Annotated in this window: 17 protein-coding genes; 10 read left to right on the forward strand and 7 right to left on the reverse strand. The window is 65.9% G+C overall.

What is annotated here, in order from left to right; genetic code table 11:
- Position 1 precedes the first annotated feature (1 nt).
- Both gspE and gspD read right to left on the reverse strand, forming a co-directional pair.
- Positions 2 to 1501: a type II secretion system ATPase GspE gene (gspE, locus tag ACT2FV_RS17380; RefSeq protein ID WP_059602146.1), complete on the reverse strand. Its 1500-nt coding sequence runs from the start codon at positions 1499 to 1501 to the stop codon at positions 2 to 4.
- Positions 1498 to 3822, reverse strand: coding sequence for a type II secretion system secretin GspD (gspD, locus tag ACT2FV_RS17385; RefSeq protein ID WP_444504523.1), 2325 nt, complete (start codon positions 3820 to 3822; stop codon positions 1498 to 1500). The genes gspE and gspD overlap by 4 nt, the downstream gene beginning before the upstream one ends.
- Before the next feature lie 367 nt (positions 3823 to 4189).
- On the opposite strand from gspD, the gene ACT2FV_RS17390 reads away from it, so the two are divergent.
- Positions 4190 to 4639 carry a lytic transglycosylase domain-containing protein gene (locus tag ACT2FV_RS17390; RefSeq protein WP_059602140.1) on the forward strand — a complete coding sequence of 150 codons (450 nt, stop codon included), beginning with the start codon at positions 4190 to 4192 and terminating at the stop codon, positions 4637 to 4639.
- A gap of 159 nt (positions 4640 to 4798) precedes the next feature.
- Positions 4799 to 6112 carry a GTP-binding protein gene (locus tag ACT2FV_RS17395; protein WP_124627879.1) on the forward strand — a complete coding sequence of 438 codons (1314 nt, stop codon included), beginning with the start codon at positions 4799 to 4801 and terminating at the stop codon, positions 6110 to 6112.
- Between the two features lie 144 nt (positions 6113 to 6256).
- Here the strand turns inward: ACT2FV_RS17395 and ACT2FV_RS17400 are convergent, their stop codons facing one another.
- On the reverse strand, positions 6257 to 6535 hold the full coding sequence (locus tag ACT2FV_RS17400; protein ID WP_006401505.1) for an HU family DNA-binding protein: 279 nt from the start codon (positions 6533 to 6535) through the stop codon (positions 6257 to 6259).
- A 389-nt stretch (positions 6536 to 6924) separates the two neighbouring features.
- Between ACT2FV_RS17400 and mnmC the strand changes: the two genes are divergently transcribed.
- The 7 genes from mnmC (at position 6925) to ACT2FV_RS17435 (ending at position 15817) form a co-directional block, all read left to right on the forward strand.
- Positions 6925 to 8886, forward strand: coding sequence for a bifunctional tRNA (5-methylaminomethyl-2-thiouridine)(34)-methyltransferase MnmD/FAD-dependent 5-carboxymethylaminomethyl-2-thiouridine(34) oxidoreductase MnmC (mnmC, locus tag ACT2FV_RS17405; RefSeq protein ID WP_151049753.1), 1962 nt, complete (start codon positions 6925 to 6927; stop codon positions 8884 to 8886).
- 676 nt (positions 8887 to 9562) lie between these two features.
- Positions 9563 to 10777 carry a cation:proton antiporter gene (locus tag ACT2FV_RS17410; RefSeq protein ID WP_151049751.1) on the forward strand — a complete coding sequence of 405 codons (1215 nt, stop codon included), beginning with the start codon at positions 9563 to 9565 and terminating at the stop codon, positions 10775 to 10777.
- Between the two features lie 15 nt (positions 10778 to 10792).
- Positions 10793 to 11908: a YbdK family carboxylate-amine ligase gene (locus tag ACT2FV_RS17415; RefSeq protein ID WP_151049750.1), complete on the forward strand. Its 1116-nt coding sequence runs from the start codon at positions 10793 to 10795 to the stop codon at positions 11906 to 11908.
- A gap of 505 nt (positions 11909 to 12413) precedes the next feature.
- Entirely contained in the window at positions 12414 to 13052 is a 639-nt protein-coding gene (locus tag ACT2FV_RS17420) for a MarR family winged helix-turn-helix transcriptional regulator (RefSeq protein ID WP_059602129.1), read from the forward strand.
- A 28-nt stretch (positions 13053 to 13080) separates the two neighbouring features.
- Positions 13081 to 13791: a glutamine amidotransferase gene (locus ACT2FV_RS17425; protein WP_151049759.1), complete on the forward strand. Its 711-nt coding sequence runs from the start codon at positions 13081 to 13083 to the stop codon at positions 13789 to 13791.
- 203 nt (positions 13792 to 13994) lie between these two features.
- A complete protein-coding gene (locus ACT2FV_RS17430) occupies positions 13995 to 15107 on the forward strand; it encodes an NADH:flavin oxidoreductase/NADH oxidase (RefSeq protein ID WP_059602125.1) in 1113 nt (370 codons plus the stop codon).
- 188 nt (positions 15108 to 15295) lie between these two features.
- Positions 15296 to 15817, forward strand: a complete 522-nt coding sequence (locus tag ACT2FV_RS17435) for an SET domain-containing protein (protein WP_444504524.1) — start codon at positions 15296 to 15298, stop codon at positions 15815 to 15817.
- Positions 15818 to 15912: 95 nt separating this feature from the next.
- On the opposite strand, the gene ACT2FV_RS17440 is transcribed toward ACT2FV_RS17435, so the two are convergent.
- A complete protein-coding gene (locus tag ACT2FV_RS17440; RefSeq protein WP_174911574.1) occupies positions 15913 to 17397 on the reverse strand; it encodes a sensor histidine kinase in 1485 nt (494 codons plus the stop codon).
- 116 nt (positions 17398 to 17513) lie between these two features.
- Positions 17514 to 18206 carry a response regulator gene (locus tag ACT2FV_RS17445; protein WP_006401494.1) on the reverse strand — a complete coding sequence of 231 codons (693 nt, stop codon included), beginning with the start codon at positions 18204 to 18206 and terminating at the stop codon, positions 17514 to 17516.
- Between the two features lie 123 nt (positions 18207 to 18329).
- Between ACT2FV_RS17445 and ACT2FV_RS17450 the strand changes: the two genes are divergently transcribed.
- The gene (locus ACT2FV_RS17450) at positions 18330 to 18560 is read left to right on the forward strand and encodes a DUF3717 domain-containing protein (protein ID WP_006756491.1); all 231 of its coding nucleotides are present in this window, start codon (positions 18330 to 18332) and stop codon (positions 18558 to 18560) included.
- Positions 18561 to 18652: 92 nt separating this feature from the next.
- Here the strand turns inward: ACT2FV_RS17450 and ACT2FV_RS17455 are convergent, their stop codons facing one another.
- The gene (locus tag ACT2FV_RS17455) at positions 18653 to 18961 is read right to left on the reverse strand and encodes a 4a-hydroxytetrahydrobiopterin dehydratase (RefSeq protein ID WP_059452552.1); all 309 of its coding nucleotides are present in this window, start codon (positions 18959 to 18961) and stop codon (positions 18653 to 18655) included.
- A gap of 156 nt (positions 18962 to 19117) precedes the next feature.
- Positions 19118 to 20044, reverse strand: coding sequence for a phenylalanine 4-monooxygenase (gene phhA / locus ACT2FV_RS17460; protein ID WP_444504525.1), 927 nt, complete (start codon positions 20042 to 20044; stop codon positions 19118 to 19120).
- Positions 20045 to 20139: the final 95 nt, after the last annotated feature.

Raw genomic sequence — 20139 nt, forward strand, 5'->3', positions numbered from 1 at the left:
GCTATGCGCCTCCCGTCACGCGCAGCACTTCCTCGAGCGACGTCGCGCCGGCCGCGAGCCAGCGTTCGGCGTCGTCGCGCAGCGTGCGCATCCCTTCCGCGCGGCCGGTGGCCAGAATCTCCGCATCGGCCGCGTTGCGATGGATCAGCGCGCGGATCGAGTCGTCGACCAGCAGCAGCTCGTATACGCCGCGCCGGCCCGCGTAGCCCGAATGCCCGCACTTGTCGCAGCCGACCGGATGCCACAGCGTGCGCCCATCCTCGTGCCGCTCTTCCTTGCAGACGGGGCAGAGCTGCCGCACCAGGCGCTGCGCGAGCACGCCGAGCAGCGACGATGCGAGCAGGTACGGCTCGACACCCATGTCGGTCAGACGCGTGACGGCCGATGCCGCATCGTTCGTGTGCAGCGTCGCGAGCACGAGGTGGCCCGTCAGCGACGCCTGCACCGCGATCTGCGCGGTTTCGAGGTCGCGGATTTCGCCGATCATGATCACGTCCGGATCCTGGCGCAGGATCGAGCGCAGCGCGCGGGCAAAGGTCATCCCGATCCGCTCGTTCACCTGCGTCTGGCCGATGCCGCCGAGGTCGTACTCGATCGGGTCCTCGACGGTCATGATGTTGGTCGTCGCGGTTTCGAGCCGCGACATCGACGCATACAGCGTCGTCGTCTTGCCCGAGCCCGTCGGGCCCGTGACGAGCACGATGCCGTGCGGTCGCGCGATCAGCTTGTCGAACTGGACGAGCGTGTCGCGGCCCATCCCGAGCGCTTCGAGATTCAGGCGCTTCGCATCCTTTTCCAGCAGACGCAGCACCGCGCGCTCGCCGTGCCCGGTCGGCAGCGTCGACACGCGCACGTCGACCGGCCGGCCGCCGACGCGCAGCGTGATGCGGCCGTCCTGCGGCAGGCGTTTCTCGGCGATGTCGAGCTGCGCCATGATCTTGATCCGCGAGATCAGTGCGCCATGCAGCGCCTTCTTCGGGCGCACGACGTCGCGCAGCGTGCCGTCGACGCGAAATCGCACGACCGATGCGTTCTCGAACGGCTCGATGTGAATGTCCGATGCCTGTTCGCGCGCCGCTTGCGTGAGCAGCGCGTTGATCATCCGGATGATCGGCGCGTCGTCTTCCGATTCGAGCAGATCCTCGACTTCGGGAATGTCCTGCATCAGGCGCGACAGGTCGACTTCGCCTTCAACCTCGCCGACCACCTGCGCGGCGCTGCCGTCCTGGCGCGCGTAGGCCTGGTTGATCGCCTGCGCGAGTTCGTCGGCCGGCACGCGGTGCACGGAGATCGAGCCGAAGTTGCGCGCGATCTCCGCGAGCGCGGCGTCGCTCGTGCGTTCGCTGATCCACACCTCGAGCGTGTCGTCGAGCTGGTGCGCGATCAGCACCTGGCCGCTCTTCGCGAAGCCGTACGGCAGCAGGCGCGCGGCGAGCGGCGACGGCGGCTGCCGTTCGCCCGGCGCACCGTCGTGGGCGGAGGACGCGAGCACGTCCGTCACTGCGAAGCTCCCGGCGTGGCGGTCAGCGGTTGTTGCGGCACCGACTGCTGCGGCACGCTCTGCGGTTGCGCGGGCGTCGCCTCCGGCAACGGCTGGGCCGGAACCGGCGCCACCTGGCGCTGCATCTGCTGGCGACGCATCTTGTCGAGGTCGAACAGGTTCCCGGCGGGCGTGCCGCCCTGGCTCGGACCGAGCGGCATCGGCGGGACGACCGGATCGTCCTTGTCGCGGATCACGTTGTTGTCCGACTTGTACGCGCCCGTCACGCCCTGGATGTAGTCGTAGCGGTTGGCAGTGACTTCCTGCGCGGTGCTGCGATCGGAGATGATCACCGGGCGCAGGAACACCATCAGGTTGGTTTTCGCGCGCACCTTCGATTCCGAACGGAACAGCTGGCCGATCCACGGAATGTCGCCGAGCAGCGGGACCTTGCTGTTCGATACCTGGTAGTTGTCCTGCATCAGGCCGCCGAGCACGATGATCTCGCCGTTGTCGGCCAGGATCGTCGACTGGATCGAGCGCTTCGTGAAGGTCGGGCCGGTCTGCGCGTTGGTGGTACCGCTGACGACCGCCGAATCCTCCGTGTAGAGCTGCAGCTTCAGAATCCCGCCGTCGGTGATCTGCGGCTTCACGTGCAGCGTCAGGCCGACGTCGCGACGGTCGTAGGTATTGAATGCGTTGCTCGTCGTGCCGCTCGTCAGGTTCGAATACGAACCGGTCGCGATCGGCACGTTCTGGCCGACGACGATCTTCGCTTCCTCGTTGTCGAGCGTGATCAGGTTCGGCGTCGACAGCACGTTCGCGTCGCTCACGCCCGCGAAATACTGCAGCAGCGCGCCAAGGCCCTGCACGCCGAACATGTTGTGCAGCCAGCCGATGTTGAGGCCCGGGGTCAGCGTTGCGAGGTTGGCCGCCAGGCCGGGCCCGGTGCTGCCCGCCGCGCCCGTCGTCAGGTTGACGATACTGTTACCCAGGCCGAGCTGGGGGCTCAGGTTCGTGCCGCCGAGAAACTGGCCGCTCGCGACCTGCCACTGGATGCCGAGGTTGCCCTGCGTCGTCGAGTTCAGCTCGACGATCAGCGCTTCGATATAGACCTGCGCACGCCGTGCGTCGAGCTGATCGATCACCGAGCGCAGGTTCCGGTAGACCGGATCGGACGCGGTGATGATGAGCGAGTTGGTGGCCGCGTCGGCCTGGATCATCCCGCCCGGCTGGTTGTCGTCGCCCTTGTCCTTGTCGCCGCCGAGCAGGCCACCGCTGCCGAGCCCGCCGCTGCCCGACGCGCCGCTGCCGTACGACGATGACGACGAACCGCCGAGGCCGCCCGACGGCAGCGGCGGGGTGCCCGACGTACCGGTCGAGAAGTTGCCGCTCGACGACGAGCCGCCGCCCTGGTTGAAGCTGTTCGCATCGTTGGACGACGCCGACGAGCCGCTGTCGTTGCTGCTCTTGCCGAGCATCCCGCGCAGCGTCTTCGCGAGCTTCACGGCGTCGGCATTGCGCAGCGGCACGACGTGCATGTTGCCGGGCACCGCGCTCGGTGCGTCGAGCTGCTGGGCGAGGCGTTTCGCGGCGACCAGACGCGCGCTGCTCGAGGCGCGGAGCAGCAGCGAGTTGGTGCGCGGATCGGCCGTGACCGTCACCTTCAGCGTCGCATCGCTGTTGCCGATCGCGCCCGGGTCGAGCATCTTCTGAAGCTGCGCGGCGAGGTCGATCGCGTTCGCATTGCGCAGCGGCACGACCTGCACCTGGGCGCCCGCGGCGTTGTCGACGCCCGCGATGATCTGCGCGATGCGGCGCACGTTGTCCGCGTAATCGGTAACGACAATCGTGTTGTTCGCGGGGTAGGCCGTGACCGTGTTGTTCGGCGAGATCAGCGGCCGCAGGACCGGCAGCAGGTTGTTCGCCGATTCGTTGTGCAGCTCGAACACCTGCGTGATCACCTGGTCGCCACGCGCCTGCGGTTTATTGCCGACGTAGGTCGGCACGCCCTGCAGCTTCGCATCGGCCTCGGGCACCACCTTCAGCACCCCGTGATCCTGCACCAGCGCGAAGCCCTGCATGCGCAGCGCCGACTGCAGCGTCTTCAGCGCCTGGTCTTCCGGTACCGACCGTTCGGCCACGAGATTGAGCTGCCCCTTCACGCGGGGGTCGACGATGATCGTCTTGCCGGTTGCGGCGCCGATCGCCTTGGCGACCTGGTCGATATCCGCATTCACGAAATTGAGCGTGACCTGAGCGTAGGCGGCCTGCGAGACGATGATGCCTGCGACCATCAGGGTCGTGGCGATGCGCCGCATAACGAAGCGATTTCTTGTCATGGATGAATGGGTCGATGCCGGCTCAGGCCACTTCCGGCGGTAGTGCTGGGATCCAAGTCCTAAAGGCGCGACATTAGCAGTTTTTCATGTCCGAAATATCACATTGATCCGAGGACTGTCTCACATACGACATGTATCCGGCACACCGTATGCAATATGTAAGATTTCGGCAATGCCCCGGCATTCAGGCCATCGCCGTCGTTTTGCGATGAATCGACACGAAAATGCGGTATAAACGGGCTGCCGCCTTTTGCTTGTCGCCACGTGACGGACTGTCTGTATGATACGGGCGGCGCGTTTCCAGTCGTACGAATAACAGACACGGGTTTTCCCGATCCTTGCGTCATTTCCTTTTCGTTTCCGCAACATGAACAGACGGTTCGCTTCGATCGCGTTGATCGCCGCCGGCGTGTGGTTCGCCTGCGGAAACGCTCGCGCGGATTGTTTCGACGAGGCCGCCCGGTACCAGAAGGTCAATCCGCTGATCCTGCGCGCGATCGCGTGGCAGGAGTCGCGCAACCGGCCCGACGCGCTGAACAAGAATACGAACGGCTCGGTCGACTACGGCCTGATGCAGATCAATTCGATCCACCTGCCGACGCTGTCGCGCTACGGCATCGGCCGCGACACGCTGATGCAGCCGTGCAAGAACGTCTACATCGCCGCGTGGCACCTGCGCCAGAAGATGAATCGCTACGGCAACACATGGCAGGCCGTCGGCGCCTATCATTCCGAAACGCCGTCGCTGCGCGACAAGTACGCGCGGCAGATCGCCTCGATCCTGGCGCAGTGGAAGCTGCTGCCGCCCGAGCAGTGACGCCGCGCCGCAGCGCCAGCTGACGCCGTGGCGCTCGGCCGGCGCGCGTTTGATGCACAATGCGCATCTCACGCCGCGGTTTCGACCGGCTCCGGGCCGATCGCGCCCCGCCAGGGCGCCGCGGCCGCTTTTCCCTCTTTTCCGTTGGTGCAAATCGTTATGAATCCGGCAATGAACCAGCCGTTGCCCGTCACCGTGCTGTCCGGTTTTCTCGGCGCCGGCAAGACCACGCTGCTCAATCACATCCTCGCGAACCGCGCGGGCCTGAAAGTTGCCGTGATCGTCAACGATCTCGCTGCGGTCAACATCGACGCGTCGCTCGTGCGCGATGCGCAGGCGCTGTCGCACGTCGAGGAACGCCTCGTCGAGATGTCGAACGGCTGCATCTGCTGCACGCTGCGCGACGACCTGCTCGTCGAGATCCGCAATCTCGCGGCGGACGGCCGCTTCGATGCGATCGTGATCGAATCGACCGGCATCGCGGAGCCGATGCCCATCGCCGAAACCTTCACGTTCGTCGACGACGACGGCGCGTCGCTATCGAGCGTCGCGCGCCTCGACACGCTCGTCACCGTGGTCGATGCCTACAATTTCCTGCGCGACTACGGTTCCGACGACGCGCTCGCGACGCGCGGCATCGCCGCATCGGACGAAGACGATCGCACGCTCGTCGAGCTGCTGATCGAGCAGATCGAATTCTGCGACGTGCTGGTGATCAACAAGGCCGACCTCGTCGGCGCGGACGAACTCGCGCGCCTGCAGCACATCCTTGCGCGGCTCAACCCGCGCGCGCACCAGGTCGTGTCGACGTTCGGCAACGTGCCGCTCGACGAAGTGCTGAACACCGGCCGCTTCGATTTCGACGAAGCCGCGAACGCGCCGGGCTGGCTCGCGTCGCTCGATCACGATCACACGCCTTGCGACGATCCCGAGTGCCACGATCCGCATCACGCGCACGTGCATGGCGAAGCCGACGAATTCGGCATCGGCAACTTTGTTTACCGCGCGCGCCGGCCGTTTCATCCGGCGCGACTCTGGGCGCTGCTGCATCAGGAGTGGCCGGGCGTGCTGCGCAGCAAGGGCTTCTTCTGGCTTGCGACGCGCAACGACATCGCCGGTTCGCTGTCGCAGGCGGGCGGCGTGTGCCGGCATGGCCCGGCAGGTCTCTGGTGGGCCGCGCAGGATCGCGCGGAATGGCCGGACGACGACGAGTTGCTCGCCGAAATTCGCACGGAGTGGCAGGGCGACCTCGACGACCGCTCGGTCGGCGATCGCCGTCAGGAACTCGTGCTGATCGGCATCGGCCTCGATGCCGACGCATGGCGCGCGAAACTCGACACGTGCCTGCTCACCGATGCGGAATTCGCGCTCGGCGCGGCGCAATGGACCGCGTTCGACGATCCGTTTCCGGTGTGGGATGTCGATGCGCATGACGACGAAGATCCCGGCGACACGCAGATCGTGCACGCGTAATACGCGGTAAAACCCGGCGAAGACGGTCAGTGAAAAGTAACCGTTAAATCTTGCAAGAGTGACGCGAACTGTGGCAAAAATGTCGCGCGCCCCCAACAAAAAACCCGCCTTCCGGCGGGTTTTTTTCCTGGAACAGGCGCTGAATTAACGCTTGTTGACGGCGTCCTTGAACGCCTTGCCAGCCGTGAACTTGACCGTCTTGGCTGCCGGGATCTTGATGGTTTCGCCCGTCTTCGGGTTGCGGCCCGTACGTGCTGCGCGCTTGCCCGAACCGAAGCTGCCGAAGCCGATCAGCTGAACCGCATCACCCTTCGACACGGCCTTCTTGATGACTTCGAGCAGCGTGTCCAGCGTTTCGCCGGTTTGAGCCTTGCTGGCGCCCGTTTGGGCGGCGACGGCGTCGATCAGTTCCTGTTTGTTCATTAAGGTTCCTTTTTCAGGTTAGGTTTGACACGAACAGCGCGAACGCGCCGATTATACGTGCGCGAACCGTGCCGTCGAGAGTCAGACTCCGACGGCACAGCGCCGAATCCTGGCCCGCGCGACGTGCCGTCCGGCTTGCCGGCGGCCACCCCGCGGTACGGCGTTGCTATGATAGCGCAGCGCAAACCCAATAACGACAAGGGTTTCAAAGATTTTCATCGGTATTTCGCCGAATGAATCGTCGATTGCCCGTTTTTTGACCTGCGCCAACCGGACAGGGTACGCAGCCGGGTCCGCCGTCGCGCAACGCCGTTGGTTTTTGCCAACGGCCCGCCGGACGCCTCCGCGCAATCCCTTGCCAGGCTTGGCTGCCACGTTTTTTGTTTCGCATGCCCGACCGACTCGTTCCCGCCACGCTCGCGTTTCGCGACGACGGCATCCTCGTCTCGCCCGAGTACGGCGACATCTATCACAATGTCGCGGGCGCGCTCGCGCAGGCGAGCCACACGTTCATCGCGGGCAACGCGCTCCCCGCGCGCTGGCAAGGCCGCCGCACGTTCACCATCGTCGAAACGGGATTCGGCGCGGGCGCCAACTTCCTCGCGACCTGGGCCGCCTGGCGCGACGATCCCGCGCGCTGCGAGCGGCTGCATTTCGTGTCGTTCGAGAAACATCCGTTTTCGCGCGACGACCTGCGCCAGGCACTCTCCCATATAGTTGCGAACACAACCATCTCGACAGAAGCGGAGATGCTCGCCGATGCGTGGCCGATGCTCGTTCCAGGGTTTCATCGCCTCGAATTCGACGCCGGCCGGGTCGTGCTCACGCTCGCGCTGGGCGACGCGCGCGAGATGCTGCCGAAACTGGTCGCACGCGCCGATGCGTTCTATCTGGACGGCGTAGCGCCCGCGAAAAGTCCCGATCTCTGGTCGGTCGATGTGTTCCGCGCACTCGCGCGCGTCGCCGCCGACAATGCGACCTTTGCGACGTATTCGAGCGCGGGCGTGGTGAAAAAGGCGCTCCTCGAAGCGGGTTTCACGTACCGCGAGATCACCGGGTTGGCCGGCAAGCATGCGATGCTCGCGGGCGAATATGCACCGCGCTGGCGGATGCGCCGGCACGAACCACCACGCGCATTGCCGGTTGCCGCGCGCGATGCGATCGTGATCGGTGCGGGCCTGGCTGGCTGCGCGATCGTCGAACGGCTCGCCGCACGCGGCTGGAACGTCACGCTGATCGAGCGGCACGCGCGGATCGCGAGCGACGCATCGGGCAATCCGGCCGGTGTATTTCATCCACTGATGACGCGCGACGACAACGTCGCGAGCCGCCTCACACGCAGCGGTTTCCTGCATGCGCTCGCACGCTGGCGCGCGCTCGAGCAGGCAGGCCATGCGTTCGCGCGCAGCACGCGCGGGATGATTCACCTCGCGGAATCGGGCGACGATTTCGTGCGGATGCGCGATGCGTTCGACGCGCTCGGCGCACCGTCCGATTATGTGTCACTGCTCGACACCGACGCCGCACGCGCGCATCTGAACCTGCCCGTCGCACACGGTGGCCTGCTGTTTCCGCACGGCGGCGCCGTATGGCCGGCAGGGCTCTGCGCCGCGCAAGTCGCGGCGGCCGGTGAGCGCGTGAAGCTGCTGGCCGGCACCGAAGTCGATCGACTCGAGCGTGATGGCGACACGTGGCGCGCTGTCGACGCGGCAGGCGCAACGCTCGCCGAAGCGCCGGTCGTCGTGCTTGCGAACGCGGGCGATGCCGTGCGTCTCGCCGGCCTGCGGCATGTCTCGTTGCAGCCGGTGCGCGGCCAGTTGACGCTGCTGCCGCCCGGCAGCACGGCGCCGCTGCCGTGCCCGGCGATCGGCGACGGCTATGCGGTGCCGCTCGACGACGGCACGCTGCTGATCGGTGCAACGTTCGAACCCGACGACCTCGATCCAGCGATGCGCCCCGCCGGACATATCGAAAATATCGAGCGCGTGCGGCATCTGCTGCCCGGCCTGATCGGCGAGTTGCCGGACGTCGGGACGCTGCGCGGGCGCGTCGCATTTCGCTGGGTCGTCGCCGACCGTGTGCCGGTGATCGGCCCGCTTGCGGACGAAGCGCAGACCGTCGCGAACGCACGCGCACTGAGCGGCGCGAAGGCGCGCGACCTGCCTCGCACCGCGGGCCTCTATGGCGCATTCGGCTACGGCTCCCGCGGCCTGGTGTGGGCGGCGCTCGGCGCCGAGCTGATCGCGTCGCAACTCGAAGGCGAGCCGCTGCCGCTCGAGCGTGAGCTCGCCGATGCCGTCGACCCGGCCCGGTTCCTGATCCGCGCGCTGCGCGGCCGCCAGATCGGCTGATCTCGTCAGCCGAATCCTCACAGTGCTTCGATCTTTTCGCGCAAGGTTATCCACTCGATGCTGTGGATAACCGCGCGGAATCCACGCGCGGTTCGTGTGTAATCACAGTGGACGTAAACTGAGCAACTCGGCACAGCCGTCGAGCGGCCCAAAAGTTGCTCAACTCAAACCTCTGTGAGCAAACAGCCTGTGCAACGGGTTATGGCTGTGCCAACGCTTTGATCTTGTTGCGTAAACCGAAGTTATCCACAGAACTGTGCAAGCCTTGTTAACTTCTACTACGTATATATACAAGTAAACCATTGAAACCAAAGACCCTGTGGCGCCTCACAGGGCCGCGAGTCGATTCGATCGGCTCCGGAGCGAAAAAGCTGTGGCACAATCGGTTTCCTTCGCGTTCGTTCGGCCAGGCGCCGAACGTGCTTCAATGGAACGGTCTGCTCGATTTCGAATCTGAATCTTCGAGACTGCGCAGTCCGTTCACACACCAGGCCGACAATCCAGATCGGCAGCCTGAACGACAGTTCCGCCGGACGGCGGAAAAAGGCGGATCCCATGTCCCGCCGTCGTCGACCACAACAATCACATTCGGGGCGATACCCAGCCGGCGTGCATCTCATTTCTGACGCTTGACCCCGCGCCGCTGGCGATTGCTTCCAAAGGAGAAGTCACCACGATGAAGTCGGCGTTTTCATTCCTGCCCAACTGGCCGCTCGCACCGGATGCCGTGTTCTGGGCCGGGCTCGTGTTGTTCGCGGCCGGTCTGTGCGGCGAGCTGTGCTACCGCGCATGGCGGTTGCCGCGCATCACCGGCTATGCGGTGATCGGCCTCGTCGCCGGTTCGTTCGGATTCGGCGTGATCGACGCGAGCACCGACGAAACCTCCCGGCTGCTGATCGACGTCGCGCTCGGGCTGCTGCTGTTCGAGCTCGGCAGCCGTCTCGACCTGAAATGGATTCGCCGCAATCCGTGGCTCATTGCGTCGAGCCTTGCCGAGGCGACACTGACATTCGTGCTCGTGCTGTTCGTGATGCTCGCGCTCGGCGTGTCGGGCATGGTCGCGCTCGTGCTGTCGGCGATCGCGATCGCGACGTCGCCGTCGATGGTGATCCAGCTCAAGACCGAACTGCGCGCGGAAGGGCAGGTGTCGCAGCGCCTCATCACGCTGACCGCGCTGAACAGCGTGTACGCGATCGTGCTGACCAAGCTCGTCACGAGCTGGCTCCACCAGGAGGCGTACGGGAACGTTTTCGCGACGATCCTGCAACCCGTCTACCTGATCGCCGGTTCGTTCATCGTCGCGTACCTGGTCGCGCGTGCATGCAATTACCTGTTCCGCCACATGACCTCGACGATGCGCGACGAGCATTCGTTCGTCGCGCTGTTCGGGCTCGTGATGCTGGCGATCGCGGTGGCGCAGGCGCTGAAGCTGTCGACGCTGCTCACGCTGCTGCTCGCCGGCATCATCGTGAAGAACCTCGAAGCGCGGCCGCAGTTGTGGCCCGAGCATTTCGGCACGGCCGGCTGGCTGCTGACGGTGGTCCTGTTCGTGCTGACGCTCACGTCGTTCACGTGGGGCGACATCGCACTCGGCGGGCTGCTCGCGATCGTGCTGATCGTCACGCGGCTCGTTGCGAAGCTGGCCGGCGTCGTCGCGTTCGCGAAGCCGAGCGGCATCGGGATGAAGCAAGGCATCGCGCTCGGCATCGCGCTCACACCGATGTCCGCGCTGTCGTACCTGCTCGTCGACGACACCTACCAGCTCTATCCGAATTTCGACCCACACCTGCGTGCGATCGTGATGTGCACGATCGTGATCCTGCAGCTCGTCAGCCCGTTCGTCGTCTACCGCTGCCTGTCGGCGGTCAGCGAACGCAGCGACGGCAACTGATTTCCGGAACCTGCCATGGCACTCGAAACTTTCGTCAATTCCGAACCGTTCACGTTCGGCGTCGAACTGGAGATCCAGGTCGTCAACACGCACAACTACGACCTGACCAAGGCGGCATCCGACCTGATGCGCCTGATCCAGGACGAGACCTTCCCCGGCAACATCACGCCCGAAATCACCGAGAGCATGATCGAGCTGTCGACCGGCATCTGCCATTCGCACGAACAGGCGGTCAGCGAGCTGCACGCGATCCGCGACGTGCTCGTGAAGGCGGCCGACCAGCTCAACGTCGGGCTCGCCGGCGGCGGCACGCACGCGTTCCAGCAGTGGAGCGACCGCCAGATCTACGACGCGCCGCGCTTCCAGTACATCTCCGAGCTGTACGGCTATCTCGCGAAGCAGTTCACCGTGTTCGGCCAGCACGTGCACATCGGCTGTCCCGATCCGGACAGCGCGCTGTTCCTGCTGCACTCGATGTCGCGCTTCATTCCGCACTTCATCGCGCTGTCCGCGTCGTCGCCGTTCGTGCAGAACGTCGATACCGGCTTCCATTCGGCGCGCCTGAATTCGGTGTTCGCGTTCCCGCTGTCGGGCCGCGCGCCGTTCGTGCTGACCTGGGACAGCTTCGAGGAGTACTTCACGAAGATGGTCAACACGGGCGTCGTCAACTCGATGAAGGACTTTTACTGGGACATCCGGCCGAAGCCCGGCTACGGGACGATCGAAGTGCGGGTGATGGACACGCCGCTGTCGGTCGATCGCGCGGCCGCGATTGCCTGCTACATCCAGACGCTCGCGCGCTACCTGCTGACCGACCGGCCGCTGAAGCTGTCGGAGGACGACTATCTCGTCTACACATTCAACCGTTTCGAAGCGTGCCGCTTCGGGCTCGAGGGCACCTGCGTCAATCCTCAGACAGGTGAGCGCCGCACGATCGCGGAAGACATCCTCGACACGCTCGACCGGATCGCGCCGCATGCGGCCGCGCTCGGCTCGCGCGCGGCGCTCGACGAGATCGGCGCGCTCGCGAAGGCGCGGGTGAATGACGCATCGTGGTTGAGAACCGTTTTCAAACAGGAAAAATCGCTGAACGAGACGGTCCGTCAGCAGTGCCTGCGCTGGCGTGAATGAAAAAATGTTTTGCAGATTACAGGCTCGACCGCGCGCCGATTCGCTGAACGCCGTTCGACGCCGATTCGTGCGCAGCGCGTCGCCAGTCGTCCTGAAAATCTGTGGATAACCTGATATTCCGCTTCAAAGTCAATGCTCTGCGGGATGGATAACCCGGTGGATCGGTACCATCGGCACGATGGCCGATTCCAACAGGAAAATGTTTGCGCGTTCGGTTGTGGGGTCGGCAGAGATTGCCGGCACAACGAAAAAATCCGGTTATCCAGCGATTTTCCACAGATTGAAGGGGATAACTTAGCTGTGCGATTTTCCGCTCTCGCTTAGAATGTCGGCTTTGCGGACACCGGAACGACCCGTGTCTCACCGGTCGCCGCGAACGCGACCGCCGCGTGTGCCTCGCGACGGCCGTGTCGACGCTCTTCAACGAGCGTCTGTTTTGAGATAGACATTCGATCTCCACACTACGGCTGCTCGGCGATCCGGGCGGCGGCAAAGCGAAAAGACTATGAGCGAAGGCGTTTACGGGAATCAGGCTTCGGGACGTGTGACCCACAGCTTGCTGCGGTTGAGTACGGCCATGCGAAGCCAGGCATGGGATTGGGCGGAAGGTGCAGGCCTCACGCCGACGCAGGGCGAGATCCTCGTGCTGCTGCTGCAACGCAAGGGCCCGATGCGGCTCGGCGAGATCGCCCGCGAGACGCAACTCACGGCTGCGACCACCAGCGACGCGGTCAGCACGCTCGAGACGAAGGGGCTCGTCGAGAAGCGTCGCGCACTGGACGACGGCCGTGCGCTCGCCGTGCGCCTGTCGGCCCGCGGCCGCACCGCGGCGAAGAAGGCGCTGCAATGGCCTGAATTCCTGACGAAAGCAGTCGGCAAGCTCGGCGCGGACGAGCAGGGCACGCTGTACCGCGCGCTGCTGAAGACGCTGCGCGAGCTGCAGGTGGCCGGTGCGACGCCGCCGCAGCGCATGTGCCTGACGTGTGCGCATTTCCAGCCGGGCAAGCAGTCGAAGAAGACCGTGCATCACTGCGCGGCGCTCGATCTGTCGATGGCCGACAGCGATCTGCGTCTCGACTGTTCGGTGCACGAAGAAGCCGACGCGGCGACGCAAAAGAAGACCTGGAAGTTGTTCGCCGGCTGACGTCCGTCGATCGACCGGGAGGCCGATGATGAACGCTGAAGTGGTGGCGATCCGCCACGTGCATTTCGAGGACCTCGGCAGCTTCGAGCAGGTGCTCGGAGAGCGCGGGCGGCGGGTGCGATACGTCGATGTCGGATCGTCGCGCGTCGAGGCGCTCGACGCGCTCAAGCCGGCGTTGATCGTGATGCTCGGCGGGCCACTCAGCGTGTACGAGGATGCGCAGTATCCGTCGATCGCGCCGCTCGCGGCACTCGTGCGCCAGCGCATCGATGCCGGACTGCCGATCCTCGGCATCTGCCTCGGGGCGCAGTTCATCGCCCGCGCGCTCGGTGCGCGCGTCTATCCGGCTGCGCAGAAGGAACTTGGCTGGGCGCCGCTGACGCTCACCGACGCGGGCCGCGCGTCGCCGCTGCGTCACCTCGACGGCGCGGCGACTTCGATGCTGCACTGGCACGGCGATACGTTCGACCTGCCGGGCGGCGCGATCCATCTTGCATCGACACCGGCGTGCCGCCATCAGGCGTTCGCGTGGGGGCAGCACGTGCTGGCGCTGCAATGTCATCCTGAAATCCGCTCCGACCGCTTCGAACCCTGGCTGATCGGCAACGCCGGCGAAATCGCGTCGACGCCCGGCATCGACGCGCGCCAGTTGCGCGCCGACACCGTTCAGCACGGTCCTGCGCTGGAGACGGCCGCACGACGCATGTTCGGCGAGTGGCTCGACAGCGTCGGGCTTTGATCCCGGGCGAGCGGCACCGCGCGTGACCGGCCCGCGGGCATTGCGGGTCGGCGCACCGCCGCACGCCGCGTGCGCGTTGCCTCGCGGCCGGCTGCACGCCGGCCCTGCCTGACCATCCGCTTACTGCCGAGCCGGCTACGAGCAGGCTTCGAGCCCGCATGCTACGCTGGTCCGCTGTTTCCCTTTCCTGGCGAGCGGCATCCATGACTGCGTTGTTTTCTCCGTTCACGCTGCGCGGCGTGACCCTTCCGAACCGGATCGTGATCTCCCCGATGTGCCAGTACTCGGCCGAGCGCGGCGAGGCGACCGACTGGCACATGATTCACCTCGGCCATCTCGCGCTGTCCGGTGCGGGCTTGCTCTGCATCGAAGCGACCGCCGTTGAACCCGACGGGCGCATCACGGCCGGCGACCTCGGCCTGTGGGACGACGTGACCGAAGCGGCGCTCAAGCCGGTGCTGGCGGCGATCCGCAAGCATTCGCCGGTCCGTGTCGCGATGCAGCTCTCGCATGCGGGGCGCAAGGCGTCGAGCGAGGTGCCGTGGAAGGGTGGCCAGCTCGTGTCCGTCGCCGATGGCGGCTGGCTGCCGCATGCGCCGTCGGCGTTACCGCACAAGGACGGCGAGACGCCGCCGCTCGCGCTCGACGCGGCCGGCCTGAACCGGATCCGCGAGGCGTTCGCTGCCGCAGCGAAGCGCGCCGCGCGCCTCGGCATCGATGCGATCGAGGTGCATGCGGCGCACGGCTATCTGCTGCATCAGTTCCTGTCGCCGCTTTCGAACCAGCGCACCGACGAATACGGCGGCTCGCGAGAAAACCGGATGCGCTTTCCGCTCGAGATCTTCGACATCGTGCGCGCGGCATTTCCGGCGGACCGGCCGGTGGGCGTGCGCGTGTCGGCGACCGACTGGGTCGAGGGCGGCTGGGAACTCGAGGATACGATCGCGTTCGCGCACGAACTGAAGGAGCGCGGCTGCGACTGGATCGACGTGTCGTCCGGCGGCGTGTCGCCGCTGCAGAAGATCCCGCTGTCGCCCGGCTACCAGGTGCCGTTCGCGAAGGCGGTGAAGCGCGCGGTCGGGATGCCGACGATCGCGGTCGGCCTCATCAACGAGCCCGCGCATGCGAACCAGCTGATCGAGGCCGGCGACGCCGATTTCGTCGCGATGGCGCGCGCGATGCTGTACGACCCGCGCTGGCCGTGGCATGCGGCCGCCGAGCTCGGCGCGCAGGTTTCGGCGCCGCCGCAGTACTGGCGTTCGCAGCCGCGCGAGCACAAGGCGTTGTTCGGCGACATCGCATTCGGCCAGCGCTGAGCGGCATGCGCGCGATATTGCGCGCGATGTTGAACGAAGCAATCGTGAACGTGTAGGATGCGGGTGATTCGCCGCATGCCCCGACGCGGCACCAACCGGTGCCGCGTTTTCGTTTCGCGCGACGCAGGGCCGCGCAAATCGAAAGCGCGGCTGTCTTCCATTCAAGTCGTCTTCAAAGGATTCGTTCGATGAGTTCACGCAGGATCGCGGTGCGCCGCTCGGGAGTACACGGCAAGGGCGTGTTCGCGGTGGCGCCGATCAAGGCCGGCGAACGCGTAGTGGAATACAAGGGCGAGCGAATTTCGTGGAAGGAAGCGCTGCGCCGCCATCCGCACGACCCGAACGAGCCGAACCATACGTTCTACTTCGCACTGGAAGAGGGCGGCGTGATCGACGGCAAGATCGACGGCAACAGCGCGCGCTGGATCAACCATTCGTGCGCGCCGAACTGCGAGGCCGAGGAGATCGAGGGCCGCGTGTTCATCCATGCGCTGCGCGATATCGGGCCAGAAGAAGAGCTGTTCTACGACTACGGCCTCGTGATCGACGAGAAGCTGACGAAGAAGCTCAAGCGCGAATACGCGTGCCATTGCGGCGCGGCCGCGTGTCGCGGCACGCTGCTCGCCACGCCGGACGACGACGGCAAGAAGAAAAAGAAGAAGGACAGGAAGTCAGAGTCCGGCGCGAAGGACAAGAAAAAGAAGAAGTGACCGGCGCGGCCGCGCATCGTGCGCGGCTGCTTCACCCTCACCAGGATGGCCGCCGCGCGGCCGTCCGTCCTGCCCGATACGGGCCAGCGCGCGCCTCAGTGCGTCGGCGCGGCGGCCGGCGTCTCGCTCGCCGGCTTCGCGGTGCGCTTGGCGAGCGGCACCCGCACCACGAAACGCGAGCCGCCTTCCGCTGCATCCTCGTACGACACCGTGCCGCCGTGCATCGCGATGATGTCGTGCACGATCGCGAGGCCGAGCCCGGCGCCCGTCTCGACGCCGTTGCCGCTCTGCGCATCGCCGCGGAAGAAGCGCTTGAACAGGTCGGCCTGCTGGCCGGCCGGCACGCCCGGGCCGTTGTCCTCGACGACGATCTCGGCGGCTGGCTGGCCGTCCTCGAGCGCGCCGCGTGCGACGTTCACCGTGATCCGCGCGCCCGCCGGCCGTGCGAGCGGCACGTATTTCAGCGCATTGTCGAGCAGGTTCGCGATCACTTCGCGCAGCAGCACGGGGTTGCCGCGCACGTTCAGCGTTTCGTCTTCGCCGGGATCGTCGCTGCGCTGGAAGCCGAGATCGACATGCGAGGCGAGCGCGCGCGGCACCCACTCGGCGCCCGTCTCGAACGCCATCGCGGCCAGGTCGACGTCGACGAAACGCGCGGCCTGTTCGCCCGGCTCCGCACGCGCGAGCGACAGCAACTGGTTCGACAGCCGCACCGCGCGGTCGGCGGCCGCGCGCAGTTCGCGCACGGCGGCGTAGGTCTGCTGCGGGTCGCGCGCGACGGCGGCCTGTTCCGCATGCAGCTTCACGGCCGTGAGCGGCGTGCGCAACTGGTGCGCGGCATCGGCGATGAACTTTCGCTGCGCGTCGAGCGCGGTCTTCAGGCGGCCGAGCAGCGCGTTCATCGCGCTCGTCAGCGGCCGGATCTCGAGCGGCACGTCGGTTTCGTCGACCGGCTCGAGCGACGTGTGGGTCTGCCGGTTCAGCGAATCGGCGAGATGCGTGAGCGGGCCGAGCTGCTGGTTCACGACCCGCCACACGATGCCCCAGCCCGCGAGCAGCAACAGCAGCAGCGGCATCATGATCGCGACGAGGAATTCGGCCGCGATCCGGTAACGGTGGCGCACCGGCTGCGCGACCTCGACCACCATCGGCTTGCCGCCCTCGACATTGTCGACACGCACCTGCGCGACGCGCACCGCGCGATTGTCGTACTCGGCCTCGAACACGTACGCGTGATGCATGCGGCGCACGTTGATGCCGCGCAGCGGCAGCTTCGGGTCGCCGGCGAGTTCCTGTTCGCCGTCGCTGATCCGGTAGATCAGCGCCTCCGCCGGATCGGAGAACATCGCCTGCGCGAGCGGCGGCACCGTGAACGGCGCGTCGGGGCCGGCGATCTGGATCTGTTTGGAGATGGCGGTGGCGAGATCGGCGAGCGAGCGGTCGATCACGTGCTGCGTGTATTGCCACGCGAGCCAGTAGGCGATCAGGCCGCTCATCAGCGCGAGCATCGACAGCGGCGCGGCGAGGCGCCGAAGCAGCGAGCGGCGCAGGCTGGTGGTGACAGCCGGATCAGAAGACATTTCGACGGGCAAATGGATAAGCGCCGCTCACGGGGAGCGGCGCGGACGTGCGTCGGACGGCGACGCGGGCAGGGCGGCTTGCCGGCGGCACGCGGCCGGCCGGCGTGCGGCGCCGCTCAGACGCTCGCGGTCTGGCGGATTTCCTGCAGCAGGTAGCCGAAGCCGCGCACCGTGACGATTTCGACACGGCACTGCTCCAGTTTCTTGCGCACCCGGTGCACGTAGACTTCGATCGCGGTGTCGCCGAGATCGCCGCCGAAGTGCGTGAGGTGATCCTGCAGCTGGGCCTTGCTGACCACACGGCCGTGACGCAGCAGCAGCATTTCGAGCACCGCGAATTCGCGCGGCGACAGTTCCAGCGGCTTGTCGTCGTTGAAGATGCGGCGATCGACGCCCGACAGGCGGACGCCGCCGAGCGACACTTCCGGACGCGGCATGTCGCTGTGCGGGCCGCTGCGGCGCATCACCGCGCGGATGCGCGCTTCGAGCTCGGCCGGCTCGAACGGCTTGAGCATGTAATCGTCGGCGCCGGAGTTCAGGCCCTGAATCCGGTCGTTCAATTCGTCGCGCGCGGTCAGCACGATGACCGGCGTGTGGCGATTGGTCTGGCGAAAGCGTGTGAGCAGCGTCATACCGTCGATGCCCGGCAGGCCGAGGTCGAGGATCACGAGTTCGTGGCGGTTTTGTGCCAGCGCCTGTTCGGCAAAGATGCCGTCATGCACCATGTCGACGGTGAAGCCAGCCTGCTCGAGGCTGCTCTGGATACCGCGTGCGATGGGGCGGTCGTCTTCGATCAGAAGGAGTCGCATGAAGTTCGCTCAAGTACAATGGGTTGGCGGTTCAGGCACGCGGACAGCACGACGCCGTTTCCACAGGGGCGACGCATCGCCTGACAATCAAGCATGGCGGCCAGCGAACGATTAAATCCAATCATGTCCGATATTTCGATTCACGACCTCGAAGCCGCGATCAATTTCTGGCGCGCCCGCTCGCCGTCGAGCGGCGACGAACTCAAACTCTGCGAAGAGGCCAGCGCGCTCTCCAAGCCGTATGCGCTGCTGATTGTACAGCGCGAAGGCGCGCTGCAACTGGAAGGTTTGGACCCCAAGGCGCGGAAAGCGTACGAGACTTACGTGCGCCTTAAGGATGGCTTGGAAAGCTGAAGGCTTTCGCTGAGTACATCCTAGAAAACGTTCATCGAAATGAAAAGTTGACGCGCCGCGCGTCGAAAGATGCGCGGCGGTAGAGGAAGGTCTCAGGCGGCCGGATCGGTGTGTGCGCACACCTGGTCGATGAACGTCGCGAGCGCGATGTCGCGTTCGGTCAGGCCGTCCGCGTCGTGGGTCGACAGCGTCACGTCGACGCGGTTGTACACGTTGAACCATTCCGGATGGTGGTTCATTTCCTGCGCCTTGATCGCGACACGCGTCATGAAGCCGAAGGCCTCGTTGAAATCGGCAAAGCGCAGGCTGCGCTGGATCGCGTCGCGGCCCGGCACGGCCGTCCAGTGAGGCAGGCCTTCGAGTCGGGTCTTGCGTTCTTCTGATGTGAGCTTGTGAATCATGTTGCACCTCGTTCGGTAACGGCGCCCGCACGCGGGCAGAGGCCACGCGGCAAAACCGGTACCGGTCATTGTTTCATAGTTGCGGGATGGCCATCCGGCAACGGGCATCCGGGAGCGGGCGCCGGCGCGGGAATCATGCCGGCGTGGCTCGCGGCCTTACGCGTCGGCGTCGTCCGGCCAGCCTTCGCCCGTGCCGCGATGCAGCACGAGATCGCGGTCGACCACCGCGCCGGCCGGGAACTCGGACAACGGGGCCAGCCGGTCGGCCAGCGCACGGCCATCGACGTCAGCCAGCGCGAACAACTGCGCGAAATCATCGATCACGAAGTAGGTCTTCTGGAACGTGTCGATCCGGTAGCGCGTGCGCATCACGCGCTCGAGGTCGAAACCGAGCCGGTTCGGCGCCGCGCTTTCGAGGCTGTACAGGCTCTCGCCCTTGCTCGACACGATCCCGGCGCCGTAAATCGACAGTCCGTTCGTGCCATTCGTGTCGCGGATCAGTCCGAACTCCACCGTATACCAGTAGAGGCGCGCCAGGCGCGCGAGCGCCGCTTCGTCGTCCGCGACCGCGAGCGCGGTGCGGCCGTATGCCTGCATGTAGTCAGCGAACACCGGCTCGATCAGGAGCGGCACGTGGCCGAACAGGTCGTGGAAGCAGTCGGGTTCCTGCAGGTAGTCGAGCTGATCGGGGCGGCGCATCCACCAGGTGACCGGAAACCGCCGGTTCGCGAGGTGCTCGAAGAACACGCGATCGGGCACGAGGCCCGGCACGGCGACGATCTCCCAGCCGGTGGCCGGCTTCAGCTGGCGATTCACGTCGGCGAACGACGGCACGCGATCGGCCGGCAGGTCGATCTTCCCGAGCCCTGCGATGAACGCGCCGCATGCGCGTCCGCGCAGCAGCGCCGACTGGCGCGCATAGAGCTGCTGCCACACCGCGTGGTCGACCTGGCCGTAGCGTTCGAGCGGCTGGTCGATGGTGAAATCGGCGCGGGTTTCGAGGCCCGCGTCGAACTGCTCCTGCAGTTTCGCGGTGACGACGGTGGACATGGTGAGGCTCTGCACGCTGTGGTTGGGAACCATGCAAGTGTAGAGCGAGTGGCGTGCGGAATGAGCGCAAAGATGGCGTGAATTCGCCTGTTGATGCGATAATCGCGCATCAAAACAGGAATCAATGC

Source organism: Burkholderia sp. PR2 (assembly GCF_052372875.1).
Classification (GTDB): Bacteria; Pseudomonadota; Gammaproteobacteria; order Burkholderiales; family Burkholderiaceae; genus Burkholderia; species Burkholderia diffusa.